Here is a 25,828-nt window from a genome sequence, read left to right as displayed (position 1 = left end):
TATCCGGACAAGCCCCGCCGACATGACCCCGATTGCCACCGAAGAAGACATCGAAGCCGGTCTCAAGGCGCTGATCCGTCTCGACCCGCGCCTGCAGGAAATTGCTGGAACAGCAGGCCCGATCCCCTTGCGCCGTCGCGCGGCCGATTTTGAAGGTCTTGCACAGATTGTCACCGGACAGCAGGTGTCGGTTGCCAGCGCGGCTGCCATCTTCGCGCGCCTTCAGGTGCTGATTGCGCCGCTGACGGCAGAAAACCTGGCAACCTTCACCGACGAGGAACTGGCAGACGCCGGCCTGTCCCGACCGAAAATCCGGACCTTGCGCGCGCTGACGGAAGCTTGCGGCAATGGTCTCGACCTTGCTCATCTGGCACAGGCGCCGGCGGATGAAGCCCACCGCGCATTATGCGAGATAAAGGGCATCGGCCGCTGGACCGCGGATATCTTCCTGCTGTTCTGCGCGGGACATCCTGATGTCTTCCCGAGTGGTGACCTGGCCTTGCAAGTCGCGGTTCAGGAGTCCCTCGGCTTGGCAGAACGTCCGGCACCAAAAGAGCTCGACGTCATCGCCGAGGCCTGGGCACCGCACCGTGCTGTCGCCGCCCGTCTCTTCTGGGCTTGGTACAAGGTGAAAAAACAGGGCCGGGAAACCCTGCCGGTCTAGGGTGTGGCCCCTATCGGGCCGACATGTCCGCAACGGCCCGCAACAGAAGATCGATGTCCTCCGGCCGGGACAGACGATGATCGCCATCCGGCACCAGCGAAAAGGTGACATCGTCCAGCGGCAAGGCCTCAACCAGGCGGCGTGCATGACTTTCCGGCACATCCGGGTCCTGCGCGCCCTGCAGGATCGTAACGGGAGCGCCGAGATGAAGCGGCGCCCCTAAAAGAAGGTGATTGCGGCCATCTTCGATCAGCTTGCGCGTGATCACATAGGGCGCGTCGCTATAGGCTGAAGGCTGCTCCCAGCGGCCATCGGCAAGAATAGCGGCACGGATCTCATCGCTGAAGCGCTGCTTCCACATCAGCTCTTCGGTAAAATCAACCGCGGGAGCAATCAGAACCAGCCCCTTGATACGGCCAGTGTCCTTGCGGGCGAGCGCCAGCAACAAGGCGAGCCACCCGCCCATGGAGGAGCCGACCAACACGGTTTCGCCCGGGCAACAAGCATCGAAAACGGCAAGCGCTTCCTCCAGCCAGTCGGAAACACAGGCATTCTCAAAATCACCCTCCGACAGGCCATGGCCGGAATAGTCGAACCGCACCACACCCTGCCCGTTTCGTGCCCCCTCCTCGGCCAATGCCTCGGCTTTTGTCCCGGACATGTCCGACTTGAACCCGGACAACCACAAGATGCCGGCTAACGAACTTGCCCCGGAACCCGGCGCGTTCCGCACGGCAATCCGGCGTTTCGCGTCGTTTTTTCCAATCTGGATGAATTGCGGTTCGGAATCACCCATATTAAGGCTCTCGTTCTGATAGATGTTTTCTGTTCATGCCATTTGGCACAGACGCCCCGCCTTGACCAGTTCACCGGAGATCCGATTTGGTTCATCTGCCTTCTGAGACCACGATTTTGCAAGTGATCCCGGATCTCAACTCCGGTGGCGCCGAGCGCACGACGCTGGACGTTGCCAAAGCTGTGGTGGAAGCCGGTGGAAAGGCTCTCGTTGCAAGCCAGGGCGGCCAGATGGTGCCGGAACTGGAAGCCCTTGGCGCGGAACACATTGTCCTGCCCGTCAAGTCGAAGAACCCGGCAACCCTCTGGAAGAATGCAGCCAGGCTGGCGGACATCGTGACCACACGCAAGGTCAGCCTGCTTCACGCTCGCAGCCGGGCCCCGGCATGGTCGTGCCTTTGGGCCGCACGGCGCACCAGAACCCCTTTCGTGACCACCTACCACGGCACCTATAACCAGTCGAATGCACTGAAGAGCTGGTACAATTCGGTCATGGCGCGGGGGGATGCGGTGATTGCCAATTCGCATTTCATATGCGGGCTGATCGAAGACCGGCACCCGTTCGCAAAAGGCAAGATCACCGTCATCCAGCGCGGATCCGATCTGAAAGGCCTGCTACCCGACAATGTCAGCGCCCTGCGGCTGCAGGCATTGAAGGACCAGTGGGGCATCCCGATGGGACGGCCAATACTCCTCAACATGGCCCGGCTGACCGCCTGGAAGGGACAGCGCGTCGTGATCGAGGCGATGGCGCTTCTGCAAGACAGGCTGCCGTCCGACCCGATCGCCATTCTGGCGGGCGACGCCCAGGGTCGTGACGGATATCTGGCGGAGTTGAAGAAGCTGATTGCCGACAACGGCCTGCAGGACAAGGTCCGGATCGTCGGTCACTGCGCCGACGTTCCCGCCGCCATGGCATTGGCCGACATTGCGATTGTTGCTTCTGTCGAACCGGAAGCCTTCGGCCGGGCGGCAGTCGAAGCACAGGCCGCAAGGGTGCCTGTGATCGTCTCCAACCTCGGGGCGGTACCTGAAACCGTCCTTTCCCCGCCCGATGCGGCCGAAAGCGAACGTACCGGCTGGCGGGTGGCACCGGGCGACCCTCAGGCTCTGGCGGACGCCATTGTCCGTGTGTTGGGCCAGGACGTGGACGAGAAAAACAAAATGGCGGACCGGGCTCTCGCCCATGTCCGCCAGAATTTCTCGGTCGAAACCATGTGCGCCCGCACGCTGGGTGTTTATGCCGGCCTGCTGGGCACCTGATCTCAGCCGGCGCGTACGCGTGCCAGGAAGCCGTCGACCTCCGCCTGAAGCGCCCGGGCATTGCTCGCAAGCGTGCCGGACGCCGCCTGCAGCTCTTCCGCCGCATGCCCCGACTGGGTGGCTGCTTCGCTGACGCTGCTGATGTTGCGGGTCACATCGCGTGTACCGGTGGAAGCTTCGTGCACATTGCGTGCGATCTCGGTGGTTGCCGCGCCTTGCTCTTCGACAGCCGCCGCGATCCCGCCGGCAATCTCGTTGATCTCGAAGATCGTCTTGGTGATGCCGTCGATAGCAGAGACCGCGTCACGGGTCGCCGACTGGACACCGGAAATCTGCTGGGAGATTTCCTCGGTCGCCTTGGTCGTCTGGCTGGCCAGTTCCTTCACTTCCGACGCAACGACGGCAAATCCCTTGCCGGCCTCGCCCGCACGGGCCGCTTCAATGGTGGCATTGAGCGCCAGAAGATTGGTCTGCTCGGCGATATCGGAAATAAGCTTCACCACTTCACCGATGCGCGAAGCGGCTTCGGCGAGCCCCTGAACCTGGTCGTTGGTCTTCTTGGCTTCCGCCGTTGCCGTGGCAGCAACATTTGAAGACTGGGCGACCTGTCGGGAAATTTCCGAAACCGTCGACGACAGCTCTTCGGCTGCGGAGGCAACGGTCTGAACGTTGGCAGATGCCTGCTCGGCTGCCGCGGCAACGTTCGAGGATTGTTGCTGGGTCTGCTCGGCGGTGGCGCTCATGGAACTTGCGCTCGATTCCAGCTGGGACGACGAGGACGATACCGCCTGGACGATTTCACCAACGGAGCTTTCGAAACTATCGGCAAGCTCCATCATCATCCGCTTCTGCTCGGCGGCGGTTCTTGCTGCCTGTTCCTTCTGCTCCGCTTCCAGTTCGCGGGTCCGGACGGCATTGGCGCGGAAAACTTCCACGGCGCGGGCCATGCTGCCGATCTCGCTCTTGCGGTCGGTGTACTGGACGTCGATGTCGATGGATCCGCCAGCGAGCGTTCCCATGGTTCCGGTAAGCGTTTTCACCGGCCTGGTAATGCTGCGGCCGATCAGCCAGCCAAGCCCGATGGATAGCACCAGCGCGATGGCGGAGACGGTCAGGAATGTTGTTTTGGAGAAGGCCTGGGCAGTGTCCAGCGTTTCCCCGGCGGCCAGCTTGCCCGCATAGGCCGCTTCTGACATCACCGCCCATTCCGGAGCAACCTGGGCGTAGATTGCCTCGATCTCGGCCAGGTCGGCAGCAATCTTCAGGGACAATTCGGCATAAGCCTGGAAGGAGGCCTGGTAGGTATCCAGCAGCTTGCCGATTTCCGCCTGTTCGGCGTCGGGCAACCCGCTTTTCGGCAGCAGATCTGCGAATTCAGCCCGCCGTTCGCTGATCCTGCCGATATATTTCTCGTCACCGCGCAGCATGAAATCTTTTTCATGACGGCGCATCATCAGCATCTTGACGGTCAAGGCATCCAGATTGGCGGCATCCAGCTTGCTTTCCACGTCATGCACGGCAGTGCGCAGAGACCCCTGCAGCCCGGTGCTTTCATCAAGCCCCATTCGGGTAAGCTCACTGGTCAGAGCGTCGAACTTTGCCTTGTGCTGGTCAAGAACATCGCGAAGCTTGGCGATGTTATCCTTGATGGAAGCCGATTGCGGCTTCGTATCGACATCGTTCAGGTTGCTCTGGGCTTTCTCGAACTCGGCCTTGTATTCCTCGACAAAGGCCAGGTCCTTGTTCAAAAGAAAGTCCTTCTGGCTGCGCTGCATGTTCTGGGCATGAGCCTGAACCTGCGACACCTTGAAGTCCATTTGCGAATATTCAGCCAGATTGTCGATTTCGTGCGACACGATTTGCTGGCTGTAAAGCGCCGTGCCAAGCAATACGCCAATGGCAACCACGGCGATTGCGGACAGCGCTCCGACACGCACCGCGATGGGCAGATCTGCAAAGAACTTCATAATGGTCTCGTTTTTTTGGGGCAGCTCTTGTCGAGCCTTGCACAGTGTGCCCAGAAAACGCTCAAGCCATTAATTTTCCTTTACGCAACTTGAATACTGAGCCGACTAATCTTCTAAACCAGAGGTTTATACTTCTACGCACTCAATCATTCAGAGAATTCAATCAACTTATTATTTAGGCAAAGCAGCCTTTTTCACTGCCCTGGAATTCCGGCCTGCCCAAAAACCGCACAGTTTCTCGGCCCCCTCCTGTCACTTTTGACCATCACGAAAGGAGCGCGGACGCCAGTGTGCGTCATTTTTTCGCGTCGGGTCGGTGCAATCTTTTTCAGGGTTTCAGCCAAAAATGACCCCAAACCGGCAAAGGCTTGGGTTCATTCTGCCGATACGCAAATCCTGTGGTCTCGCTGCACGCCATCAGAATGCGGGCGTCACGCGGCCAGCGGATAGGCCTCTTCCACCAGATAGGGGCCGCCACCGACACTCGATTTCGCCGAGAACAGCACAAAACGTCCGGCAATGAAGGGCTGCGCCTGGAAGTTGCCGCGCTCGCTCAGCCACTTGGCCACGTCCTCGTTGGTCGAGGTCCTGCAACGGGCAAGGGTGACATGCGGAACATACTTGCGCCGCTCGGCCGGCAGATGCAGACGCTGGATGATGCGCTCCTGCTCGGCCTGCAATTCGGCAAGTTGAGCGGTCGGCTCAACCCGGGCCCAGACCGCATGCGGCTTGCCGTTGCCGAAAGAACCAAGTCCGTTGAGGCGGATTTCCACCGGATCCCTGCGGACACGATCAAGCGCGGCGGCGATCTCGTCGGCCGTACGGTCGTCGATGTCGCCAATGAAGCGCAAGGTGATGTGGTAGTTCTCCGGATCAATCCAGCGGGCGCCCCGAAGGCCTCCCCGGAGCATCGAAAGCATGAGTGCCGTCTGGGACGGAATCTCAAGGCCTGTAAATAGGCGCGGCATGGGTGTTCCCTCCGCTGTCGCTGATGAATCCCATGAGGAATCAACTTCATGAAAATCGCAAGACAAAAAGCTAAGTTTTTGAGCGCGTTCAAAAATTCAGCGCCGCACTCAAATGAAAACCGGGCTGGTTCATAACCAGCCCGGCCTCCGATCTGCAGATGATTCTCTAAAAAGATTTATCGATCAGGAAGTTACACCCGTTACGGCGCCGGATTGCCGAATTCCTGATGCAGCGCATCGATTTTCTCCAGAACATCGGCACTCAGCGTAACGTCCGCAGCTCCGATGTCGGTATCCAGCTGCTCAATGGTCGTCGCACCCAGGATGACCGATGTCATGAAAGACCGCGACATGGCAAAGGCAAGTGCCATCTGCGACGGATCAAGTCCCGCCTCCTGCGCCAGGTCCAGATAGGCATCGACCGCCTCGATGGCGCGCGGGTGCTCATAGCGCTGCAGGCGGTTGAACAGCGTCTTGCGGGCACCTGCCGGAAGGGCGCCATTGCGGTATTTGCCCGTCAGATATCCCTGGGCCAGTGCCGAATATCCCAGAAGACCGACATCTTCCCGGCGGGCAACTTCCGCAATGCCGGTTTCGAAGGTCCGGTTGACCAGGGAATAGGCGTTCTGGATCGAGACGACCCGCGGCACGTCATACATCTCGGACGCGGCGACGTAGCGCATCGTGCCCCAGGCACTTTCGTTGGAGACACCGACGTGACGGATTTTGCCGGCCTTGACCAGATCCCCAAGGATTTCCAGCGTCGACTGGATGCTGTTTTCGTCCGGAGCCGGTTCGACATCCGCCCAGCGCGTCGGGTTTGAACCGAAGCCGCCGACGTTCCGGTCCGGCCAGTGGATCTGGTAGAGGTCGATATAGTCTGTTTCCAGGTTCTTCAGGCTGCGGTCGACCGCAAATTCGATCTCTTCGCGAACCAGTTTCGCCTTCGCACCGTTTTCACGGAACCAGTCCATGTCGGTCCGCCCGACCACCTTGGTGGCCATGACGATCTTGTCCCGCATGCCGGTTTTCTTGAACCACGTGCCGACGATGCGCTCGGTCCGGCCCTGGGTCTCTTTCTTCGGCGGGATCGGATAGAGTTCTGCCGCGTCAAAGAAATTGATGCCTTTTTCCACGGCGTGGTCCATCTGGGCGTGACCTTCGGCCTCGGAGTTCTGCTCCCCGAAGGTCATGGTACCGAGGCAAAGGGCGCTGACCTGTATATCCGTGCGGCCAAGACGGCGCTTTTCCATAAGACTATCCTTCAAATTTTGAAAACGGGGCGTCCCGGAAGCCGGATCGGCTTCCACCCCAGGTCCAGAGCAAAGCCCCTAGGATCGGGCTTTGGCCAAAAGCTCTTCCACTTTCGGCAAAATGTTTTCGACGATGACTTCCACCCCTTTGGCGTTGGGATGCATACCGTCGGAAAGGTTGAGATCGGGATTGAGGGCGGCACCCTCGAGGAAGAAGGGATAAAACAACGCATCGTGCGCCTTGGCAACATCGGAGTAGATCGGATCGAATGCCTCGGCATATTCCGGCCCAAGATTGCGCGGAGCCAGCATGCCCGCGACAAGCACGGCAACGCCGCGTTCCGTCAGGCGCCGGACGATTTCGTCGATATTCTTGCGCGTCAGCTCAGGAGAGATCCCCCGCAACGCGTCGTTTGCCCCAAGCTCCACGATGACGGCACTGGTGTCCGGTCCCACCGACCAGTCCAGCCGCGACAGCCCGCCGCTTGACGTGTCGCCAGACACGCCGGCATTGACGACCTCGACCGATTGCCCCTTCGCATCAAGCGCTTTCTGGAGCTGATCCGTGAAGCCCTCTCCTGCCGACAGCTGATAGCCGGCGGACAGACTGTCCCCCAGCACCACCAGTTTCAGATCGGCCGACTGGGCGGCCATTGGCAGGAAAGACAGGATGATTATCGTCAGGCAGGCAATAAACCGGTTCACGTGAACACTCTTTTGGGACTGGAAGACGCTCTTCAACAGGCCCATATGGTCGCAGAGCGTCCAATTGTCGAGGGCTTGTGACTGTCAGGAAGACGATCACACGTCCATTGTAAAGGCCAGAGAATGACAAATTCGCCCGCGATCGCCCTGAAAGACGTCCACCTGACCCTCGGCGAAGGCGCCGGGCGGGTGCATATCCTGAAGGGGATCGACCTTCAGATCGAGAAGGGGGCCTCCGTCGGCCTTGTCGGCCCGTCAGGGTCCGGAAAATCGACATTGCTGATGGTCATGGCGGGGCTGGAACGCGCCGATGAAGGCTCGGTCAACGTGGCCGGATCCGAACTCGGCCCGCTGTCCGAAGACCAGCTGGCCCGGTTTCGCGGCCGCAATGTCGGCATCATTTTCCAGTCGTTTCACCTTGTTCCCAACATGACCGCTTTGGAAAACGTGGCCGTGCCGCTGGAACTTGCTGGGGATACCGCCGCATTCGACAAGGCCAAGGCGGAACTGGATGCGGTCGGGCTCGGTCACCGCATGCACCACTACCCGGCGCAACTGTCCGGCGGCGAACAGCAGCGTGTCGCCGTGGCAAGGGCGCTGGTCGTCGAACCCGCGATCCTGATCGCAGACGAACCGACTGGCAACCTCGATGAAAGCACCGGCGCACAGATTGTCGACCTGATGTTCACCGCCCAGAAGAACCGGGGCACGACGCTGGTTCTGGTCACCCACGACCCGAGCCTTGCCGCCCGCTGCGACCGCATGATCCGCGTTCGCTCCGGAGAAATCGAAGAAGAAACGTCTGACCGCGCCCGCCGCGAGGTGTCTGCATGAGCGCGTTTGTCCCGGGCAGCACACCGGCAAACCACCAGACGATGCGCCTTGCTGCCCGGTTCGCCTTTCGTGAACTGCGCGGCGGCCTCAAGGGCTTTTACATTTTCATTGCCTGTATCGCGCTCGGCGTAGCGGCAATCGCAGGCGTCACGTCTGTCTCACGGGCTCTTACAGAAGGAATTTCGCGCGAAGGTCAGTCCATCCTGGGCGGTGATCTCGATTTTTCCCTGATCCACCGGCAGGCCGACGCCGATCAACTTGCCTATCTGAACGGCCTTGGTGACCTGTCCCGCGTTGCGACCACGCGGGCCATGGCAAGAAGACCGGAGACCGGCGATCAGGCATTGGTAGAGCTGAAAGCCGTCGACGGTCCCTATCCCCTTTACGGCACATTTGAACTTGCCTCCGGAGAGGCCCTGGAAACGGCCCTGGCCCGGAAAGACGGGACCTGGGGCGCCGTTGTGGACCCTTCTCTTCTGGCGCGGCTTGGCGCGAATGTTGGCGACACGCTGTCCCTCGGGCGAGCCACCATCCGAATTGCCGACACCATTGCCAACGAACCTGACAAACTGGCCGGGGGCATGGAATTCGGTCCACGCCTCCTGATTTCAGATGCCGCCCTGCCTGAAACCGGCCTGATCCAGCCCGGCAGCCTGGTCCGCTGGCATTACCGCGTTCGAATGGCCCCGGCTCCCAACCTGGAAGCAATGGAAGGGATCGTCGAAGAGGCCAAATCCGCCCAGCCGGACGCGGGATGGCGTATCCGCTCCCGCGCCAATGCGTCCCCGGGCCTTCAACGCAGCATTGATCGCTTCGCGCAATTCCTGACACTGGTCGGTCTCACCGCGCTGGTGGTTGGGGGTGTTGGCGTGGCCAATGCCATCCGCGCCTATCTGGAAACCAAGCGTGAGGTTATCGCCAGCTTCAAGTGCCTGGGCTCGACGGGCGGGTTCGTCTTCAAGATCTATCTGGTTCAGATGCTGGTGCTTGCGCTGCTCGGCATCGTCGTCGGCCTTGTGCTGGGTGCCCTGATCCCCTTTGCCGCAGCTGCCGCACTGGCGCCGGTTCTGCCGGTCAAACTCGCGGCCAGCATCTATCCGACCGAGCTTGCCCTTGGCCTCGTCTACGGCCTCCTGACCGCTCTCGCCTTTGCAATCTGGCCGTTGGGGCGGGCTCATGACATACCGCCGACGGCCCTTTTCCGGGATATCGTGACCGGTGGCGCCAAGCTGCCGCGCAAACGCTATCTGTTTGCCACCGCGGCAACAGTGCTTGCCCTTGCCGCCATCGCCATTCTGCTTGCCCACGACCAGCGCATGGCCGGCACCTACATCGCCGCATCCGCCGGTGCGTTCGTATTGCTGGTGCTGGTCGCACGCGCGATCATGGCCATAGCCAGGCGCCTGCCCAGTGTCCGCTCGACCGAGCTCAGGCTGGCGATTGCAAACATTCACCGCCCCGGAGCGCTGACCCCGTCAGTCGTATTGTCGCTGGGACTTGGCCTGTCGCTGCTGGTCGCGCTTGCCCTCATCGACGGAAACCTGCGGCGCGAGCTGACCGCAACCATTGCCGACAAGGCTCCGAGCTTCTTCTTCATCGATATCCAGAGCCATGAACGCGATGCCTTCGAGGCCTTGCTGAATGCTGAAGCATCCGACGCCAACCTGCAAAGCGTCCCGATGCTGCGCGGACGCATTGTCTCGCTGAACGGTATTGCAGCCGACAAGTTCGTCCCCGCCCAGGAAGGCTCCGGCTGGGTGCTGCGGGGTGACCGCGGCATTACCTATGACGCAAGTCTGCCCAAGAACTCGAAGCTGGAAGAAGGCTCCTGGTGGCCGGAGGACTACACAGGCATTCCGCTGGTGTCCTTCGATGAAGAGGCCGCCACCGATCTCGGCCTCAAGATCGGAGACCGGATCACGGTCAATGTGCTCGGCAGGGAAATCACGGCGGAAATTGCCAACACACGTACGGTGGAATGGCAGTCCCTCGCGATCAATTTCGTAATGGTGTTTTCTCCGAACACTTTTGCCGGTGCCCCGCATGCCCATCTGATGACCCTTGGCTGGGACGATGATGTGCCGGAAGAGACGGAACTTGCCTTGTTGAAGACTGTCTCGAACGCCTTTCCGACAGTGACGGCAATCCGGGTGAAGGACGCGATCTCTCAGGTCAACGATCTGGTGGCACAGCTTGCCTGGGCTATCCGCGGCGCAAGCTCGATCACGCTGATCGCCAGCGTTCTGGTTCTGGCAGGTGCACTTGCCGCCGGTCATCGCAGCCGGATCTACGATGCAGTCATTCTGAAAACCATTGGTGCGACACGGGCTCGCCTGATCTTCGCCTATGCACTCGAATACGCCATTCTGGGCCTTGCAACGGCGGTGTTCGCCCTGCTGGCCGGAGGGGTCGCCGCCTGGTACGTGATAACGCAGATCATGGACGGGTCGTTCGTGATGATGCCGGTGACCGCAGCAGGTGCCGCGCTGATCGCGCTGGTGCTGACGGTGGGTTTCGGCCTCATCGGCACATGGCGAGTGCTGGGTGAAAAGCCCGCACCTGTCCTGCGAAATCTCTAGCGCAAAATGCGGTCAGCTGCTGTAGCGGCCAACGTGCGCACAGGAAAAAAGCTGATCAAAGGACGTTTGCCGGCTTCGGTCGTGCCTCCTTTGATCAGCAAGGCTATTTCCGGTGAACCGGTAGACTTCCGAAAACAAGATCGAACGAATTCTTGGCAGGCGCTGATCTATTTCGATCCGGCGCCCACAGCTCTTGGCAAACTTCGTTCAGGAAAAAATCCTGAAATACAACCAAATCGCGACAAACTTCAGCTCCACACAACTTGCATACTGAATTGATCTTGGCTATCCGGTTCAGCTCCGGGCAGTTTGTTAAGAAGGGGCCATTCCATGTTCAAGTTTCTCCCGAAAATTCGTTTGAAGACCATTGCCGGGGCTGCAGCCCTGTCCGCAGTTGCCGCTATGGCTTTCGCCCCTGCCGCGTCGGCGGAAAGCCCGTTTCATACCGGGGTCTGGCAGTTGAACACGCCGGAAGGCCCGCGCGGTCTCGTCGTCAGTGACTGGCTGGTCTTCGAAAACGGTTTGCCGAAGCGCTGGCTCTATCGCCGGGCCGGCACCAACGACGCCAACCAGTTCGATTTCTTCACCCGTTCGATGAATGATTCCGGCTATACGCCGGTCGGCATCCGGGTGTACCGGACCGGCGACAATGCGATGAAATACACGCTGGCGCCCAAGGGCGAGGATCCGATCGAGGTTTCCGCCGTCCGTCTTTCCATCCCGAATTTCGAGAACTCCTGCCTTTCCGTCGAGAAAAAAGGCAAGCGCTTCTACGGTAACTGGGTCGGCACTGAAGGCTCCAAGCTGAAGAAACTGAACGTGTCGAAAAACCGGCTGACCATCGACGGCGAAGCGCGCAAGGTATCGATTGCGGAAGTCCGCGTCGGCCGCATGGGCATTACCGAAAATGGCAAGCCGATCGCTTTCCTCACCGATGCCGGCGGCGACTATGCGGTTCTGCAGTGGTTCAAACCCGGTGTGACTGTCGAGCAGATGCAGGATCCGGAAAAGGAAATCCTCGATTTCGCGTCGGAAGAAATCGTTCGCAACCCCGGCGGCACCTGCGACCGGCAGATCGAATCCCGACTGAAAGCCATGAAATAATACGACTGAATCTGAGCCTGTTTTTAAGGATAGGTTCAAATAATACGTCCTGAGCGCAAAGATTACGAATTTTTCATCGAATTCGACTTGTGCTCGGGATAGGCTTTTCCCATATGTTGAGGGAGTTGTGTTGCATGCGCGATTGCATGCGCACGTCTATCTAGAAGGGGATTTTTACGACCATGTCGACCTATGACCGTCAATCTCAAGGCGCGTATACCGTCGCCGGCGCACGCGCCGAGGCCGGCATCGATCAGGGCCTGCGCTCCTACATGCTGGGCGTCTATAATTACATGACCATCGGCCTTGCGCTGACCGGCTTTCTTGCGCTGGCAACGGTCATGCTTGCAACGACCACCGATCCGAACTCTGCTGTCGCCAGCCTTGGCAACGGCCGCATGCTCACCCAGCTGGGTGTTGCCATCTACGGCAGCCCGCTGAAATGGGTTGTCATGCTCGCACCGCTCGGAATGGTGTTCTGGCTGTCCTTCCGCATTCAGTCCATGAGTGCCGGCGCAGCGCGGACCCTTTTCCTGGTCTACGCATCCGTAATGGGTATCTCCCTGTCCTCGATCTTCCTGGTTTACACCCCGGGTTCGATCGCTCAGGTCTTCTTCATCACCGCCGGTACCTTCGGCGCGCTGAGCCTGTTCGGCTACACCACGAAGAAGGACCTGTCCGGCTGGGGCTCGTTCCTGTTCATCGGCCTGATCGGTATCGTGATCGCGTCGCTGGTCAACATCTTCATGGCATCTTCCGCCCTGCAGTTCGCCATCTCCGTGATCGGTGTTCTGGTGTTCGCCGGCCTGACCGCCTACGACACCCAGCAGATCAAGGAAATGTACTACGAAGGCGACAGCGGTGAAGTCGCTACGAAGAAGTCCGTCATGGGCGCGCTGCGTCTGTACCTCGACTTCATCAACCTGTTCATCATGCTGCTGCAGCTGTTCGGCAACCGCGACTAAGCGCAGCCAAACTGAACAAACGGAAAAGCCCGGCCTTGTGCCGGGCTTTTTTGTGGCCGCACGACTATCCGACACATCGCTTGCTTACACTTGCGTCAATGGGCGTCAACGCCAGCCTTGCGCAAATCAATGGAATGAAGCGGCAGAACACTGCGCTGCCAGGTTTGGCCGAACCAACCGTCTGGTCCGCGGCCAGCCGGTAACCGACCAGCATTGGCCGGTCATTGACGCCACCATCAAGGAAATACCTGTGACCGGATAAACGCAGGGGGAATGAACCTCACCCGGGCATCAGCTGATTGACCGGATGCCTGGTCAGGCGTCGACCACCCGAAGATGTTTTTTCTTCTCCAGAACCCTCAGCACCTGCGCCAGATCGTGGCCACGCTTCAGGATCATGCCCCCGGTCGCCACGACCGAATAAGCGCCCTGGCGGCGGGCCAGCTTCGGGTCCTTCTCGATCCTGTAAAGCGGCATTTCGGAAGATCTGCGAAACACGGAGAAGATTGCCCGGTCCTTCAGGAGGTCGATGGCATAGTCCCGCCACTCGCCGTCGGCGACCATGCGCCCGTAGAGCCTCAGAATGACATCGAGTTCGCGCCTGTTGAATGCAACAATGGGTTTGGGAGGGGGAGCCGGTTGATGTTGTGGCGACGGGCTTGCACCCGCACCACGCTGAAACGCGCTGTCGTCGGCTTCGCTCATTCCGCCTCCATTCCGTTCGCGGTTTCGCTGCTGACAGGTAACCGACAAGAGAATCGTCGGGAGACGCCTGTCACCTGGCTGTCATGATGCGTCTTCTTTAGCCATTCTGGCAAGCCCGCAACGTCATATTGACAGACAGAGGTCCGAAACCAGAGTAATTTTGCCAATAAGTTTTACGGGAAGAAGTGCAAAAACGAACGCAACGGCACTTTGCCAAGAAAGAATGCATAAATTTCCATGATTTTGCCGCATTCCAGCCCTTGGCCAGCCATTTTAGACACCCATATTAGGATCATACCCTGATGGGTATGGCCCGTAGAAGCCGCGGAATGCATTAGCCCCCCAGCCCCCCGGGGTTTTTACTGGCCAACCAGATTTAGTGAGTCAAACATCAGGGCAACTGAAGGGCCGGCATTATGCCGGCCCTTTTCATTTGTGGCCCTGCCTGTTTTTCTGCTTTCAAACTACTTCAGAAAATCCCTGAGGAACGACAGGAACCGCGCATCGGTTCCATAGGCGACGTTGACCCGCATTGCCGGCTTCTGCCGGGTCTCCCGGTTCGGATAGAAGACGGCGCCCGGTGCAATGAAAATGCTTTGCTTGCTGGCTGCGGCGCACAGTTCCCTTTCATCCACATCATCGGGAAACTCCACCCAGAGATAGAACCCGGGTATGGAGCACTCCCGCACGGACAACCCGATCGCCTCCAGTGTCCCGAAGGATGCCTTGTAGGCATCTTCCACCCGGCTCCTGAGACGTCGCAGATGTCTCAGATAATGGCCGGCCTGCATCAGATTGAACACGAAGCGTTCGACGTGGTCGGATGAATTGACCACCGTCAGCATCTTGATATCGGCAAGCTGGCGGATGATGTCCGGATTTCCAGCCACGTAACCGCATCTGAGACTGGCCGACAGTGTCTTGGAAAAAGTACCGAGATAAAGCACCCGCTCCAGCTGGTCCAGCGCCGCCAGCCTTGGCAGCGTGGCCGGAAGAATATCGGCAAGCGCATCGTTTTCAACCAGGAGAAACCCCCAGCGCTCGGCAAGCTGCATCAACCCGAATGACCGCGAAGGTGACAGGGAACCGCCGGTCGGATTGTGGCCATGGGACTGGGTGACAAACATCTTCGGCCGGTAAAGAGCGAGTTTGGCGGTCAGGTCTTCCAGGTCCGGACCGTCCCTGTCACGCCGGATACCGACAATCTGCACCTTGGCGAAGGTCAGCTTGGAAAAGAGCGGATAATAGCCCGGCTCATCGACAAAAACCGTATCGCCAGGCTCCGTCAGATGCCGGATGATCAGATCCAGGCCATGGTTGACGCCATGGGTCAAAAGAAGCCCTTGCGGATCGGCCGGGATCGACCGCTCCAGCAACTGCATCCGCAGCCGGTCCCTCAACGGACCATATCCCCACGAACTGCCGTAGCCGAATTCGATCGCTTCGGGAAAGGGCGTCTTGGCGTTGGCGAAATGGCGGCGCAGCTCCGCTCCTTCCATCCACGACGGCGGCGGGCGCCCATCTCCCGGACGCACTTCATAATGCTGTTCCAGCTGCTCCCGCAGCAACGACATGCCGTCAACCGCAGCCGTGACATGTGGCGCTGGCGGGGTCTTGGAAGCCGGTCCGACCTGTGACATGTAGTATCCGGAGCCGGCCCGCGCTTCCAGTAGCCCTCGGGCGACCAGCCGGTCGTAAGCTTCCGCCATCGTGTTTTTCGAAACGCCGTTCTCCCGCGCGGCCTGACGAATGGAAGGCAACCGCTCAAACGTCTTGTACGCCCCTGCCTCCAGCATCAGCGCGACTTTCTCGACGATCTGATCGACGCGAGACAGTTTCCGACCGCTACCCGTAACCCTCATTGTCCCTCAAAATTTACTGGGACAGTGCTACCCATAAATCCAACAACTGTCCCTTGATTGTCCCAATCATTTTTATGACAGTTTGCCCCATTACGCCAGCAAATGGCAATTTCCTTGGGAGGGAAAAATGACCAAAGTAAGTAGACGCAGCCTTCTTGCAGGTGCAGCCGTTGGCGGCACCGCCCTCGCAGCACCGATTGCGGCCAAGGCACAGGATGCGGTTGAGTGGCGCATGCAGGCTCTCTGGGACGCCGGCACCACACCTTTCGAATTCGAGAAGAAATTTGTCGAGCGCGTCAGCGAACTGACCGACGGCAACTTCAAGATCACGCTGTTTTCCGCCGGCCAGCTCGTGCCTGCCAACCAGGCATTCGATGCCGTTCGCGCCGGCGCCTTCCAGCTGATGAAGACCTTCGACGGCTACGAAGCCGGCAAGATCCCGGCATTTGCCTTCACGTCCACCATCCCGTTCGGCTTCCCCGAGTCCGACCAGTATGAAGCCTGGTTCTACGAAAAGGGTGGTCTGGATCTCGCCCGCGAAGCCTATGCAAGGGCCGGTCTCTTCTACATTGCCCCCACCGTCTATGGCGAAGAGCCGATCCACTCGACCGTCAAGATGGAAACCATCGCCGACATGGCCGGCAAGAAGGGCCGCTTTGTCGGGCTCGCTTCCGCGGTCATGGCCGACCAGGGCGTTTCCGTGACCCCGCTGCCGACGGCGGAAGTCTATACGGCGCTAGAAAAAGGCCTGATCGATTTTGCTGACCGCGGCGATCTCACCGCCAACTACGAAGCAGGCCTTGGCGAAGTCGCCAAGTTCATCATCCTGCCGGGCGTGCACCAGCCGACCACCGCCACCAGCTATGTCGCCAACCAGGGCGCCTATGACGCGCTGCCGGACGACTACAAGGCAGCGCTTGCTGTTGCGGCTCGGGAGATCTCCGGATCGCTGCGCCAGCACATCATGGTGCAGAATGTCGATGTCCTGAAGAAATACGGCGAACAAGGCGTCGAGATCATCCAGCTCGACCCGGCCGATGTCGCGGCCAACCGGTCCAAAGCCGTCGAGTCCTGGAAAAAGGCTACCAAGGAAGACGATCTGGCGAATCGCGTGCTCGCGAGCCAGATTGAGTTCATGACAGCCCTCGGGCTGATCTGACCCTTCCTCCCACCGGACGGCAGACGGCACCTCCCTGCCGTCTGCCGTCCGGTCGTCCTTTCGATCGGCAAATGCTCAGCTTCATGAAATCCGTCAGTTACATCGTCACCGGCGTCAACCGGTTGTTCTTCCTCCTTGCGGCGGCGCTCATCTTCGCGGTGGTGCCGATCCTGCTTTTCGAAGTGGTCGCAAGATACCTGTTCGATGCGCCGACGGTGTGGGCCATGGAAGCCAGCACGTTGATCTTCGGCCCGCATTTCATGCTGGCCGGACCTTACCTTCTGCACCTGAAGGGCCACGTCGCCGTCGACATCTTCAGCGAAAAACTGACGGGATTGCCAAAAGTGGTTCTCGACGTGTTCTCCTATGCCGTCATTGCTGTGTTTGCAGGCGTTTTTGCCTGGGTCAGCTGGCCGCTTGCAATCAACGCCTACTCCCTCGGCGAAACCAGCTTTTCCGCCTGGAACCCACCCGTCTGGTGGCTGAAATTCGTCGTGCCGCTGTCCTTTGCGCTCCTGTTTTTGCAAGCCCTTGTTGAAGCCTACAGCGCAACGCGCCCGGCGCAGGAACAGACGGGAGCAAGCGCATGAGCTCCGAATTCGTTCTTGCCATCATGTTCGCCAGCCTGGTGGGTCTGCTGCTCACCGGCCTGCCGCTTGCTTTCACGCTCGGCGCACTTGCACTCGTTTTCACGCTAACGCTGTGGGGCCCCGCCGCCCTCTCCGTTACCGTCCTCAACCTCTACTCCACCATGACGTCGGAATCGCTCCTCGCGATCCCGCTTTATGTGATGATGGCCAGTATCCTTCAGCGTTCCGGCGTCATCGAAAGCCTTTACCGGGCCATGGAGCTCTGGTCGCGGCGGTTACCGGGTGGCCTTGCGGTGGGCACCATCGCCATCTGCACGATCATCGCCGCCATGACGGGCATCGTCGGTGCCGCGGTTGCCGCCATGGGCATGCTGGCCCTGCCCTCCATGCTGAAGCGCAAATATAGTCCGGAGCTCGCGATCGGGACGATCTGCGCCGGCGGAACGCTCGGCATCCTGATCCCGCCCTCGGTGATCACCATCGTCTATGCCGTGACCGCACAGGCCTCTATCGGCCAGATGTTCATCGCCGGCGTGGTGCCGGGCCTGCTGCTCGCCTCGCTCTATATCGGCTATATCGTTCTGCGGTCCGCGCTCAACCCGTCCATCGCCCCGCGTCCGGACAACGACGCCCCGGCCACCTGGGAAGAGCGCATTGCCTCGCTGAAATCCCTCATCCTGCCGCTGCTGATCATCGTCGGCGTCCTGGGCACGATCTACATGGGTATCGCAACACCCACGGAAGCAGCCGCCGTCGGCGTCTTCCTGGCGTTCCTGTCTTCGCTCATCGAGCGCCGGTTCGGCTGGGAGCTCATATCCGGTGTTGCCCTCGACGTGGTTAAGGTGACGGCCATGATCCTCTGGATCACCATCGGTGCGCGGGCCTTCGTCGCGATCTTCACCGGCACCGGCGGCGCGGACTTCCTCCTGTCCTTCATTCAGGATCTCGATGCCAACCGCTGGATCGTTCTCGCCATCATGCTGGGCATTCTATTCTTCCTCGGCATGTTCCTGGACGAAATGGGCATCATCCTCTTGTGCGTGCCCGTCTTCCTGCCGGTGATCGACTTCCTCGAGTTCGACCGGCTCTGGTTCGGCATCCTGTTCCTCGTTTCGGCGCAGATGGCCTACATCTCCCCGCCCTTCGGCTACACGCTCTTCTACATGAAGGGCGTCCTGCCCGCCGGCATCGGCATGGGCACGGTCTACCGTGCCATCGTTCCCTTCATCCTGCTGCAAGCCATCGGTATCTTCATCTGCGCCCTGTTTCCGGAGCTGGTGTTGTGGCTGCCGCAATCCATGATCAATTGACAGACAGGTTTCCCCCGATGAGTGACGTCACTTCGTCCCGTATTGAAGGTTTTCACAAGCTGGACCCGGCCGGCCGGCTCCAGGCAGTCCAGCGCCAGGCGAATCTCGACAACAAGTCCGTCTCCGACCTTGTGGAAGCGGCATCCGGAAACATCGAACTGGCCGACCGCCTTGTCGAAAACGCCATTTCTTCCATGTCCATTCCTGTCGGTATCGCGACCAACATGACCGTGGACGGACGGGACGTTCTGGTGCCGATGGCCAGCGAGGAATCCTCCGTCATCGCCGCCGTGTGCAACTCGGCCAAGCGCTGCCGGCCGACCGGTGGCTTCAAGACCTCCACAAGCGGCCCGCTGATGGCAGCCCAGATCCAGCTTCTGGGCGCCAGCGACCCTGAAAACGTCCGCCTGCAGGTTTTTGAACGCATCGACGACATCCGCACCATCTGCGAAGAGATCGATCCGCTTCTGGTGAAGCTTGGCGGCGGCTTCCGTGACCTCGACATAAGGGTCATCGACACTGCCGAAGGACCGATGACCATCGTTCACATCATCGTCGACACGCGCGACGCGATGGGCGCCAACGCCGTCAACAGTATGGCCGAGGCCCTTGCACCCAAGCTGGAGGAATGGACCGGCGCCCGCAGTCTCCTGCGGATCCTGACCAACCTCGCCGACCGCCGCGTCGCACGCGTGCGGGCTGTCTGGCCGCTGGAGGAAATCGGAGGCGAAAAGGTTCGGGACGACATGCTGTCGGCCTATCACTTTGCCGATGCCGACCCTTATCGGGCAGCCACCCATAACAAGGGCATCATGAACGGCATCAGCGCGGTGGTTCTGGCAACCGGCAACGATACCAGAGCCGTGGAGGCAGGTGCTCATGCCTTCGCGTCGAAAGACGGCCGCTACCGCTCGATGTCCCGCTGGGAAAAGGACGGCGACGGCAATCTTGTGGGCATCCTGGAACTGCCGATGGCTGTCGGACTGGTCGGTGGCGCAACCAAGATCCACCCCACCGCGCAGGCCAACCTGAAAATTCTCGGCGTGACCACGGCAGACGAACTGGCCCGGATCATCGTTGCCGTCGGCCTGGCGCAGAATTTCGGTGCATTGCGCGCGCTTGCCACCACCGGCATCCAGAAAGGCCACATGGCCCTGCACGCCCAGAACGTTGCCCTGATGGTGGGCGCGACCGGCGAGGAAATCGACCTGGTGGCCAACGAGCTGAAATCGCTTGGCAAGGTTCGGCAGGATCTGGCCGAGGAAATTCTCGCCCGGCTGCGGCAGGGCGCCAACGCCTGAGGCCTTTTGACAAGGTTCGACCGGAGGGGGCTCAGCACTATTACCGTGTTGCCCCTCCGGCCGATCAACTCCCGGATGCCGAACGCAATGAAATCGGCATAATTGGCGTTTCTACGACGCGATTGCCTCTTTTCCGTCGGATTGCTTGTTGTATCTTTCTAAAAGCATGACAACCGACCTGATAGATCTGCGCGCGGCCCGGACCGCCGATTGTGAGGCACTCGCCGGCATCCATAGCGAAGCCTGGCTGGGCGCCTATCGCGGCGTCTTGCACGGTGTCGATCTTCAGAAGATGATTTCGCGCCGAGGCAGCAGCTGGTGGCGCGGTGCCCTTGCCAGGGGTGTCGACATCAAGATCCTCAGCATCGCCGAAATTCCCGCCGGTTACGCGACCTATGGGCCGTGCCGACTGCGGGATACCGGCATGGATGGCGAAATCTACGAGCTTTACCTGAAGCCGGAATATCAGGGCCTCGGTTTCGGCCGGGCCCTTTTCCAAAATGTGCGGGAAACGCTGTCGGCGAAGAGCATGCCCGGTGTCGCCGTGCAGGTATTGAGCGCCAACGAGCCCGCGCGCTCATTCTACAAGGCCGTCGGTGGCAAACTTGCGGCAAAGTCCTGGTACAGGATCGGCGGCCGCAGGCTGGAGCTCAGCATCTACGCCTGGCCGCAAATCAGCACCTGAGCCACAGGGCACTTGCCTAATAGAGAATTCCGGGATTGCCGATGATCTGCGGGGGCTGCGTGCAGTCGAAAGAACCGGCCATGGTATCAGCGGCCTGGCGCGCCAAATCGTTGGCGTTCTTGTTGGCCTGGGCATCGATCCGGGCAATCTGACAGGTGCCGCCACCGGGCTGCAATTGGGTCACGATCAGCACGCTGCCGGTCTTGGACCCCTCATCGAGGCTCGGAAACCAGCGCAGGATGGTCGCAAACGGAACACCGCCCCTGAGGCGCCATTCCAGCGTTTCGTTGACCGTGTTGAAATTGGGCAGGGTCTGGCCTGCCGCGGGCTCGTTGGCGGCGTCGGGACCGAAGGAGACGAACATGCGCAGGTCGCCCTCGGCAACATAGACACCCTCTCCCTTGTAGCCGGGGCACTGCCAGGCACCGCCGAAGGTGCCTTCTTCCTCGTCCCCGGCCTCGATCAGCCGGCAGCTGTCCAGCAGGATCTTGGTATAGGCACTGTCGACCGACGCTGCCCCTGCAGCCTGCAGAGACACAAGCAATCCGCCGAGCATCAAAAGGGAAACAGTAAGCCGTTTCATAAATCTATCTCCTCCAGAGCCTGCCGCGCGAATAGACGCATGTTAATCAATTAGGTGCAATGCAAAAATAAAGGACTTGAACTTCTTCGGCGGGATTGCGATAGACGCAGCAACGAATAACAGGAGTTTCCTAAATGCGTATCGACGCTGTGCCGATTGGCAAGAATCCGCCGGAAGACATCAACGTCATTATCGAGGTCTCCGTTGGCGGCGAGCCGATCAAATACGAGATGGATAAAGAAGCCGGTGCGATGTACGTCGACCGCTTCCTGTACACTCCGATGCGGTACCCGGGCAACTACGGCTTCGTTCCCCACACCCTGTGTGGCGATGGCGACCCGATCGACGTGATCGTGGTCAACCAGCGCCCGATCGTTCCGGGCGCCATCATGAGCTGCCGTCCGATCGGTGTTCTGCTGATGGAAGACGAATCCGGCCAGGATGAAAAGATCCTCGCGGTTCCGTCCCACAAGCTCAGCAAGCGCTACGACAACATCAACGACGTGACCGACCTTCCTGAAATCACCGTTGCCCAGGTGAAGCATTTCTTTGAACACTACAAGGATCTGGAGCCGGGCAAGTGGGTGAAGATCACCGGTGTTGAAGGTGTCGAATCCGCAAAGCGGCTGATCGTCGAATCGATCGCACGCGCCCAGAAGGAAGCCGCTGAATAAGCGCTTCCGAACGGACGAAATCAAAAAGGCCTCCCGAGTGTCGCAAGACGCGGGAGGCCTTTTTCATTGCAAGGGTCAGAATTAGCGTTCCGCTGCCGCCTCGATGCGCTCCATATCCTGGTCGGACAGGCCGAAATGATGCCCGATCTCGTGGATCAGCACATGGGCAACCACATCGCCCAGAGTCTCGTCCATCGCGGCCCAGTAGTCGAGGATCGGCCGGCGGAAGAGCCAGATGCGGTTGGGCATCTGGCCGGTCATCACGGTCTCTTCGCCTTCGCTCAGCCCCTGGCCTTCGAACAGGCCCAGAAGGTCGTGCGGATCCTCGATGCGAAGTTCATCCAGAACGTCGTCGGGCGCATAGTCCGCAAGGCTGATCTGCAGATGACCACAGCGCAGCAGAAGATCATCCGGAAGCCCGGAGAGGATCTCGCTCGCCATCGCCTCGAAGTCTTCCAGGTCAGGTGCTTTGCGTTCGGTCCAGCTGCTGTGGCTGACCGGCCGGACGGATGCCATATCGGTTCCTTTGACGGATCGGTTCATTCAGGTGTTGGGCAGTACGTAGGTGACCAGTAGATAAATCGCCAGTCCGATTGCGAACACAAGCCCGAGACCTCGGCCGATCCGGCTGCCCCAAACCTCGATCCGGTCGTCTTCGTCCTTGTCGGCGGCGCTCAGGTGATCCTTTGCCCGGTCGGCCATGCGGACGAAGGTTGACCCGGCAACGGTCTCGCTCTCCGCATTCACCCGGTCGAGTGTGCGGAGCGCTTCATCGCGCAGTTTTTCCTTCGGGTGCTTGTTCTCGCTCATGCACCTACACTGGCCGTGTTGCCACGGCGTTTCAACCCGAAAGCGGCCAAAAGCGCCAGAAGGGCAAGCCCGCCGGATGCAACCGCGTTCCAGCCGGCAAAGGACAGGCCGAACATGCGCCAGCTAGCCTCGGTGCAGCTGACGACGCGCGTCGATTTCAACGCCTGCAGCATGTTGGCCGCAGACGTTGGTGTCGAGGTGCCGCCACCGCAATCGCTCGGGCCGTCCCAGAACTGCCACTCGGCGCCGGACTGATAGATACCGAGGCCAGAACCATAGGCAAACACGGCCGCAACGACCAGAAGCAGAGCCAACGCCAACCCGGTCCGCCTGGCCTGCATCAGGAAAAGCGCTAGCAACGCCAGGGGAAGGCCGACGTAATAGGGAATGCGTTGCTCGAGGCACAGCTTGCAGGGCACATAGCCGCCAATCAGCTGAAAGCCCCAGGCGGTCGCAATTGCCGCCAGACCGCCCACCAGCAAGAGCCCCGTCAGATTGCGCGAAATCCGGTCGGCTGTCATCTCACCCTCTTATTGTCAGATATACCTAAGCACAACAAATCCGCCGACCAGCAGCACCACAAATATGGTGAACATGAGACCAAGCCGCTTTTCGATGAAATCGCGGATCGGCGGGCCGAACAGATAGAGCAATCCGGCGACGACAAAGAACCGGATCCCCCGAGAAACGATACTCGCGGCAATGAACACCGGCAGGCTGAGCCCCAGCGCACCGGAGGCAATGGTGATCACCTTGTAGGGAAACGGCGTCAGCCCGGCGATAAAGACGAACCACCAGCCGTACTGATGATAAATGTCCTTGAACTCGTCGACGAACCCCATCTTGCCGTAGAAAGTCAGGATCGGCACCGCCACCTGTTCGAACAGGAAGAGACCGATCAGATATCCCAGGATACCGCCGGCGACCGACGTCAGCGTGCACAGCAGCGCGTACCACCAGGCTTTCTCGCGCCGGGCAATCACCATGGGGATCAGCAGGATATCCGGCGGGATCGGAAACACCGAGCTTTCGACAAAGGATACGGTGCCGAGTGCGGCAGGCGCACGCGGTCCGGCGGCAAGGGACAAGGTCCAGTCGTAGAGGCGTCTGATCATGGCGCTTCCCTTAGCCGCTGCGCTGCAAAAAGTCACCTAGGGAAATGCGCACCGCCAGCAGCACGTTGTCGCGTAGCCACCGGCACAAACGATCCCAGCCTGATGTGAAGCCACCTCAAAAACGCGCATCAAGACACTAGGCAGACTTTTCGCCCGTATCTGGTAGCATTGAAACCTCGCCAGGTTTCACACGACGTTGGGAGGGGGACATGAACGGAACGGCCTCACGCATCGCCAGACTGGCATTGGTTCTCGCGATGGGCGCGCCAGCTGCGGCAGTTGCCCAGCAGGTCGAGCTGGAAGGATCGGTCAAGCTGACGCCTTTTGAAGCACAGGGCGTAACCCTGTCGACGATCTACACGGTGGATGCGGCGTTCGGCGCAAAACACGATGTGGAGGTTCCCGTCCCGTTCAGCCTTGCCGCACCCCGGCGCGAGGCACAGCAAATTCTGGCCCAGGCGAAACCGGCCGGCGGCGGTCCGATCAAGATCTTCTTCACCACCGACGACGAAACCAAGCGCATCTATTCGTCCCTTCAGATCGTCACCTACACCATGAAGACCGATGATCCGCAAAAGCGCCTCGAGGTGGGCGACTATGTTGCCATCGAGCTCTTGAAACAGCTCGGCACCACAGACGATACACGCCTGAATATCCGCCGCCAGATTACACTGGGCGATCTGCCTGCATCCGAAATCGTCGGCAACTTCATCAACAAGGAAGGCGACCAGCTCCTCGTGCGGCTGGTCGCGCTGGCAAAGCCCGACAGCCAGAGAGGCATCGTCGGCATTGCAATCGGCCACCCGCGTCAGGGCCGCATCAAGAAAGTGGAAGACATCTACCAGACCAGCGCTTCCCTGGCCTTCGACACGGTGACGCTGAAGTAGCTGGTTACCTGTGCGGGTGGGAGGCAAGCCTCGAACCACTCCGGCGCATTCCTGCGGCAATTCAAACCGCTGAAGATGGTGCCCCCCGCCGGAATCGAACCGGCACTCCCGAAGGAACCGGATTTTGAATCCGGCGCGTCTACCAGTTCCGCCAGGGGGGCAATCCGGTATCGGATTGGGTGCCTATCATGGGGCCTTGTCCGATGCAAGCGGTTCCAGCGCGCCGCGGCTTTCCGCCAGCAAGTGCAGCGGGCGCCGTATTTGATCGAATTTGAGCTTCTCCCTTCACGCTCCCTTAACCCTGAGCTGCAAATTCGCCTGCCACACAGCCTCAGAGGGTGAAATCCGGCGCATATTTAAGCTGTTTGCAACTGCTGCTCGCGCAAGTGGACAGTCAGACAAGTTTGGGAGAAACGGATGACACTGGCTGGCGGCCTTCAAGAGGCGAAACGCACAAAAACTTCTGCTGTAAATGAAGCCGCTCGGCACGGGCAGGCTTTCACACAGTCCTTCGTTGACAAATCACAGTTGATGCCAGCGCCGATCCGACCCGAATGGGTGCTTGAAGGCGACCCGAAAGCCATGTGCGCCGTGCTGGCCAGGCACAAGTTCGGCTGGGGCGATGCCTGCCACTGGTCGTGCACTGCCGGCAAGTTCCGCTGGCACTACGGCTGGGATGAGTCGGTCATGTTCCTGGAAGGCGGAGTCCGGATCACCGACGAGGCCGGCCATGTCTATGAAGGCAAGCCCGGCGTGACCCTGTTCTTCCCGGCAGGCACCTCCGCCGTTTGGGAAGTGCCGACCTACATCCGCAAGCTCGCGTTCAATCAGAAGCCGGTTCCCTGGTATCTGCATTATCAGTCCCGCATCCTTGAGAGATTGAAAGGCGTCGGGAAGAAACTTTTCGGCTAAAATATCGGGCTCGCGTTCCCGAATGAGGTCTTGAAAGAAAGGCGCCCTGCGCCTTTTGGCGGGCGAATTTGTTAGCCTGCAAACAAAAGCGCAAATTGTGCGCTTTTTCTGGACAAGCAGAAATGGCTTGGCTAGAAA

Annotated in this window: 26 protein-coding genes and 1 tRNA gene; 14 read left to right on the top strand and 13 right to left on the bottom strand. The window is 59.9% G+C overall.

Going from position 1 to position 25,828, the window contains the following annotated elements; translation table 11 throughout:
* The first annotated feature begins 22 nt into the window (after nt 1–22).
* Nucleotides 23–664 carry a DNA-3-methyladenine glycosylase gene (locus Q666_RS40305; protein ID WP_023002709.1) on the top strand — a complete coding sequence of 214 codons (642 nt, stop codon included), beginning with the start codon at nt 23–25 and terminating at the stop codon, nt 662–664.
* 10 nt (nt 665–674) lie between these two features.
* Here the strand turns inward: Q666_RS40305 and Q666_RS40300 are convergent, their stop codons facing one another.
* Complete coding sequence (locus Q666_RS40300) at nt 675–1,460, bottom strand: alpha/beta hydrolase (RefSeq protein WP_023002708.1); 786 nt, start codon at nt 1,458–1,460, stop codon at nt 675–677.
* A gap of 86 nt (nt 1,461–1,546) precedes the next feature.
* Here Q666_RS40300 and Q666_RS40295 point away from each other — a divergent pair, with 86 nt between their 5' ends.
* Nucleotides 1,547–2,722 carry a glycosyltransferase family 4 protein gene (locus Q666_RS40295; protein ID WP_353607844.1) on the top strand — a complete coding sequence of 392 codons (1,176 nt, stop codon included), beginning with the start codon at nt 1,547–1,549 and terminating at the stop codon, nt 2,720–2,722.
* 2 nt (nt 2,723–2,724) lie between these two features.
* Here the strand turns inward: Q666_RS40295 and Q666_RS40290 are convergent, their stop codons facing one another.
* The 4 genes from Q666_RS40290 to Q666_RS40275 form a co-directional block, all read right to left on the bottom strand.
* Entirely contained in the window at nt 2,725–4,689 is a 1,965-nt protein-coding gene (locus Q666_RS40290; RefSeq protein ID WP_023002706.1) for a methyl-accepting chemotaxis protein, read from the bottom strand.
* Nucleotides 4,690–5,120: 431 nt separating this feature from the next.
* The gene (gene thpR / locus Q666_RS40285) at nt 5,121–5,657 is read right to left on the bottom strand and encodes an RNA 2',3'-cyclic phosphodiesterase (RefSeq protein WP_023002705.1); all 537 of its coding nucleotides are present in this window, start codon (nt 5,655–5,657) and stop codon (nt 5,121–5,123) included.
* A 200-nt stretch (nt 5,658–5,857) separates the two neighbouring features.
* On the bottom strand, nt 5,858–6,910 hold the full coding sequence (locus tag Q666_RS40280) for an NADP(H)-dependent aldo-keto reductase (RefSeq protein WP_023002704.1): 1,053 nt from the start codon (nt 6,908–6,910) through the stop codon (nt 5,858–5,860).
* A gap of 78 nt (nt 6,911–6,988) precedes the next feature.
* Entirely contained in the window at nt 6,989–7,615 is a 627-nt protein-coding gene (locus tag Q666_RS40275) for an arylesterase (protein WP_031270103.1), read from the bottom strand.
* A 123-nt stretch (nt 7,616–7,738) separates the two neighbouring features.
* On the opposite strand from Q666_RS40275, the gene Q666_RS40270 reads away from it, so the two are divergent.
* The 4 genes from Q666_RS40270 (at nt 7,739) to Q666_RS40255 (ending at nt 13,097) form a co-directional block, all read left to right on the top strand.
* Nucleotides 7,739–8,449, top strand: coding sequence for an ABC transporter ATP-binding protein (locus tag Q666_RS40270; RefSeq protein WP_023002702.1), 711 nt, complete (start codon nt 7,739–7,741; stop codon nt 8,447–8,449).
* Nucleotides 8,446–11,028, top strand: a complete 2,583-nt coding sequence (locus Q666_RS40265) for an ABC transporter permease (RefSeq protein ID WP_023014468.1) — start codon at nt 8,446–8,448, stop codon at nt 11,026–11,028. The genes Q666_RS40270 and Q666_RS40265 overlap by 4 nt, the downstream gene beginning before the upstream one ends.
* A gap of 330 nt (nt 11,029–11,358) precedes the next feature.
* The gene (locus Q666_RS40260; RefSeq protein ID WP_023002699.1) at nt 11,359–12,132 is read left to right on the top strand and encodes a hypothetical protein; all 774 of its coding nucleotides are present in this window, start codon (nt 11,359–11,361) and stop codon (nt 12,130–12,132) included.
* A 182-nt stretch (nt 12,133–12,314) separates the two neighbouring features.
* Nucleotides 12,315–13,097, top strand: a complete 783-nt coding sequence (locus Q666_RS40255) for a Bax inhibitor-1/YccA family protein (RefSeq protein ID WP_023002698.1) — start codon at nt 12,315–12,317, stop codon at nt 13,095–13,097.
* Between the two features lie 315 nt (nt 13,098–13,412).
* Here the strand turns inward: Q666_RS40255 and Q666_RS40250 are convergent, their stop codons facing one another.
* Nucleotides 13,413–13,802 (bottom strand): DUF2794 domain-containing protein, encoded by a 390-nt coding sequence (locus Q666_RS40250; RefSeq protein WP_023002696.1) that lies wholly within the window; start codon nt 13,800–13,802, stop codon nt 13,413–13,415.
* Nucleotides 13,803–14,266: 464 nt separating this feature from the next.
* Nucleotides 14,267–15,664: a PLP-dependent aminotransferase family protein gene (locus Q666_RS40245; protein WP_023002694.1), complete on the bottom strand. Its 1,398-nt coding sequence runs from the start codon at nt 15,662–15,664 to the stop codon at nt 14,267–14,269.
* 127 nt (nt 15,665–15,791) lie between these two features.
* Between Q666_RS40245 and dctP the strand changes: the two genes are divergently transcribed.
* From dctP to Q666_RS40220, 5 genes are all read left to right on the top strand, one after another.
* Nucleotides 15,792–16,823, top strand: a complete 1,032-nt coding sequence (dctP, locus tag Q666_RS40240; protein WP_023002693.1) for a TRAP transporter substrate-binding protein DctP — start codon at nt 15,792–15,794, stop codon at nt 16,821–16,823.
* Between the two features lie 83 nt (nt 16,824–16,906).
* Nucleotides 16,907–17,413, top strand: coding sequence for a TRAP transporter small permease subunit (locus Q666_RS40235; RefSeq protein WP_208993982.1), 507 nt, complete (start codon nt 16,907–16,909; stop codon nt 17,411–17,413).
* Nucleotides 17,410–18,723: a TRAP transporter large permease subunit gene (locus Q666_RS40230; RefSeq protein WP_031270102.1), complete on the top strand. Its 1,314-nt coding sequence runs from the start codon at nt 17,410–17,412 to the stop codon at nt 18,721–18,723. Before Q666_RS40235 ends, Q666_RS40230 begins: the two co-directional genes overlap by 4 nt.
* A gap of 17 nt (nt 18,724–18,740) precedes the next feature.
* The gene (locus Q666_RS40225) at nt 18,741–20,024 is read left to right on the top strand and encodes a hydroxymethylglutaryl-CoA reductase, degradative (protein ID WP_023002690.1); all 1,284 of its coding nucleotides are present in this window, start codon (nt 18,741–18,743) and stop codon (nt 20,022–20,024) included.
* A 148-nt stretch (nt 20,025–20,172) separates the two neighbouring features.
* Nucleotides 20,173–20,709, top strand: coding sequence for a GNAT family N-acetyltransferase (locus tag Q666_RS40220; RefSeq protein WP_208992223.1), 537 nt, complete (start codon nt 20,173–20,175; stop codon nt 20,707–20,709).
* Nucleotides 20,710–20,725: 16 nt separating this feature from the next.
* On the opposite strand, the gene Q666_RS40215 is transcribed toward Q666_RS40220, so the two are convergent.
* Nucleotides 20,726–21,292: a hypothetical protein gene (locus Q666_RS40215; RefSeq protein WP_023002688.1), complete on the bottom strand. Its 567-nt coding sequence runs from the start codon at nt 21,290–21,292 to the stop codon at nt 20,726–20,728.
* A gap of 134 nt (nt 21,293–21,426) precedes the next feature.
* Here Q666_RS40215 and ppa point away from each other — a divergent pair, with 134 nt between their 5' ends.
* Nucleotides 21,427–21,966: an inorganic diphosphatase gene (gene ppa / locus Q666_RS40210; RefSeq protein WP_023002687.1), complete on the top strand. Its 540-nt coding sequence runs from the start codon at nt 21,427–21,429 to the stop codon at nt 21,964–21,966.
* Nucleotides 21,967–22,047: 81 nt separating this feature from the next.
* On the opposite strand, the gene Q666_RS40205 is transcribed toward ppa, so the two are convergent.
* The 4 genes from Q666_RS40205 to Q666_RS40190 are packed head-to-tail and all read right to left on the bottom strand — an operon-like array spanning nt 22,048 to nt 23,891.
* On the bottom strand, nt 22,048–22,482 hold the full coding sequence (locus tag Q666_RS40205; protein WP_031270101.1) for a metallopeptidase family protein: 435 nt from the start codon (nt 22,480–22,482) through the stop codon (nt 22,048–22,050).
* A gap of 27 nt (nt 22,483–22,509) precedes the next feature.
* Complete coding sequence (locus tag Q666_RS40200; RefSeq protein WP_023002685.1) at nt 22,510–22,776, bottom strand: hypothetical protein; 267 nt, start codon at nt 22,774–22,776, stop codon at nt 22,510–22,512.
* A complete protein-coding gene (locus Q666_RS40195; protein WP_023002684.1) occupies nt 22,773–23,297 on the bottom strand; it encodes a disulfide bond formation protein B in 525 nt (174 codons plus the stop codon). Before Q666_RS40195 ends, Q666_RS40200 begins: the two co-directional genes overlap by 4 nt.
* A gap of 15 nt (nt 23,298–23,312) precedes the next feature.
* Nucleotides 23,313–23,891: a YqaA family protein gene (locus tag Q666_RS40190; protein WP_023002683.1), complete on the bottom strand. Its 579-nt coding sequence runs from the start codon at nt 23,889–23,891 to the stop codon at nt 23,313–23,315.
* Between the two features lie 209 nt (nt 23,892–24,100).
* Between Q666_RS40190 and Q666_RS40185 the strand changes: the two genes are divergently transcribed.
* Nucleotides 24,101–24,778 (top strand): hypothetical protein, encoded by a 678-nt coding sequence (locus Q666_RS40185; protein ID WP_023002682.1) that lies wholly within the window; start codon nt 24,101–24,103, stop codon nt 24,776–24,778.
* A gap of 76 nt (nt 24,779–24,854) precedes the next feature.
* On the opposite strand, the gene Q666_RS40180 is transcribed toward Q666_RS40185, so the two are convergent.
* A tRNA-Leu gene (locus Q666_RS40180) sits at nt 24,855–24,939 on the bottom strand.
* Between the two features lie 370 nt (nt 24,940–25,309).
* On the opposite strand from Q666_RS40180, the gene Q666_RS40175 reads away from it, so the two are divergent.
* Nucleotides 25,310–25,690, top strand: coding sequence for a cupin domain-containing protein (locus Q666_RS40175; RefSeq protein WP_208993981.1), 381 nt, complete (start codon nt 25,310–25,312; stop codon nt 25,688–25,690).
* The last annotated feature ends 138 nt before the right edge of the window (nt 25,691–25,828 follow it).

Source organism: Labrenzia sp. C1B70, assembly GCF_000475395.1.
GTDB lineage: Bacteria > Pseudomonadota > Alphaproteobacteria > Rhizobiales > Stappiaceae > Roseibium > Roseibium algicola.
This window is presented reverse-complemented; position numbering and strand designations above follow the sequence as displayed.

Excerpts from the sequence above, each read along its gene's own strand:
- Q666_RS40305 (WP_023002709.1), top strand. The coding sequence starts at position 23 with ATGACCCCGATTGCCACCGAAGAAGACATCGAAGCCGGTCTCAAGGCG.
- Q666_RS40300 (WP_023002708.1), bottom strand. The coding sequence starts at position 1,460 with ATGGGTGATTCCGAACCGCAATTCATCCAGATTGGAAAAAACGACGCG.
- Q666_RS40290 (WP_023002706.1), bottom strand. The coding sequence starts at position 4,689 with ATGAAGTTCTTTGCAGATCTGCCCATCGCGGTGCGTGTCGGAGCGCTG.
- thpR (WP_023002705.1), bottom strand. The coding sequence starts at position 5,657 with ATGCCGCGCCTATTTACAGGCCTTGAGATTCCGTCCCAGACGGCACTC.
- Q666_RS40280 (WP_023002704.1), bottom strand. The coding sequence starts at position 6,910 with ATGGAAAAGCGCCGTCTTGGCCGCACGGATATACAGGTCAGCGCCCTT.
- Q666_RS40270 (WP_023002702.1), top strand. The coding sequence starts at position 7,739 with ATGACAAATTCGCCCGCGATCGCCCTGAAAGACGTCCACCTGACCCTC.
- Q666_RS40265 (WP_023014468.1), top strand. The coding sequence starts at position 8,446 with ATGAGCGCGTTTGTCCCGGGCAGCACACCGGCAAACCACCAGACGATG.
- Q666_RS40260 (WP_023002699.1), top strand. The coding sequence starts at position 11,359 with ATGTTCAAGTTTCTCCCGAAAATTCGTTTGAAGACCATTGCCGGGGCT.
- Q666_RS40255 (WP_023002698.1), top strand. The coding sequence starts at position 12,315 with ATGTCGACCTATGACCGTCAATCTCAAGGCGCGTATACCGTCGCCGGC.
- Q666_RS40250 (WP_023002696.1), bottom strand. The coding sequence starts at position 13,802 with ATGAGCGAAGCCGACGACAGCGCGTTTCAGCGTGGTGCGGGTGCAAGC.
- Q666_RS40245 (WP_023002694.1), bottom strand. The coding sequence starts at position 15,664 with ATGAGGGTTACGGGTAGCGGTCGGAAACTGTCTCGCGTCGATCAGATC.
- dctP (WP_023002693.1), top strand. The coding sequence starts at position 15,792 with ATGACCAAAGTAAGTAGACGCAGCCTTCTTGCAGGTGCAGCCGTTGGC.
- Q666_RS40235 (WP_208993982.1), top strand. The coding sequence starts at position 16,907 with ATGAAATCCGTCAGTTACATCGTCACCGGCGTCAACCGGTTGTTCTTC.
- Q666_RS40230 (WP_031270102.1), top strand. The coding sequence starts at position 17,410 with ATGAGCTCCGAATTCGTTCTTGCCATCATGTTCGCCAGCCTGGTGGGT.
- Q666_RS40225 (WP_023002690.1), top strand. The coding sequence starts at position 18,741 with ATGAGTGACGTCACTTCGTCCCGTATTGAAGGTTTTCACAAGCTGGAC.
- Q666_RS40215 (WP_023002688.1), bottom strand. The coding sequence starts at position 21,292 with ATGAAACGGCTTACTGTTTCCCTTTTGATGCTCGGCGGATTGCTTGTG.
- ppa (WP_023002687.1), top strand. The coding sequence starts at position 21,427 with ATGCGTATCGACGCTGTGCCGATTGGCAAGAATCCGCCGGAAGACATC.
- Q666_RS40205 (WP_031270101.1), bottom strand. The coding sequence starts at position 22,482 with ATGGCATCCGTCCGGCCGGTCAGCCACAGCAGCTGGACCGAACGCAAA.
- Q666_RS40200 (WP_023002685.1), bottom strand. The coding sequence starts at position 22,776 with ATGAGCGAGAACAAGCACCCGAAGGAAAAACTGCGCGATGAAGCGCTC.
- Q666_RS40195 (WP_023002684.1), bottom strand. The coding sequence starts at position 23,297 with ATGACAGCCGACCGGATTTCGCGCAATCTGACGGGGCTCTTGCTGGTG.
- Q666_RS40190 (WP_023002683.1), bottom strand. The coding sequence starts at position 23,891 with ATGATCAGACGCCTCTACGACTGGACCTTGTCCCTTGCCGCCGGACCG.
- Q666_RS40185 (WP_023002682.1), top strand. The coding sequence starts at position 24,101 with ATGAACGGAACGGCCTCACGCATCGCCAGACTGGCATTGGTTCTCGCG.
- Q666_RS40175 (WP_208993981.1), top strand. The coding sequence starts at position 25,310 with ATGCCAGCGCCGATCCGACCCGAATGGGTGCTTGAAGGCGACCCGAAA.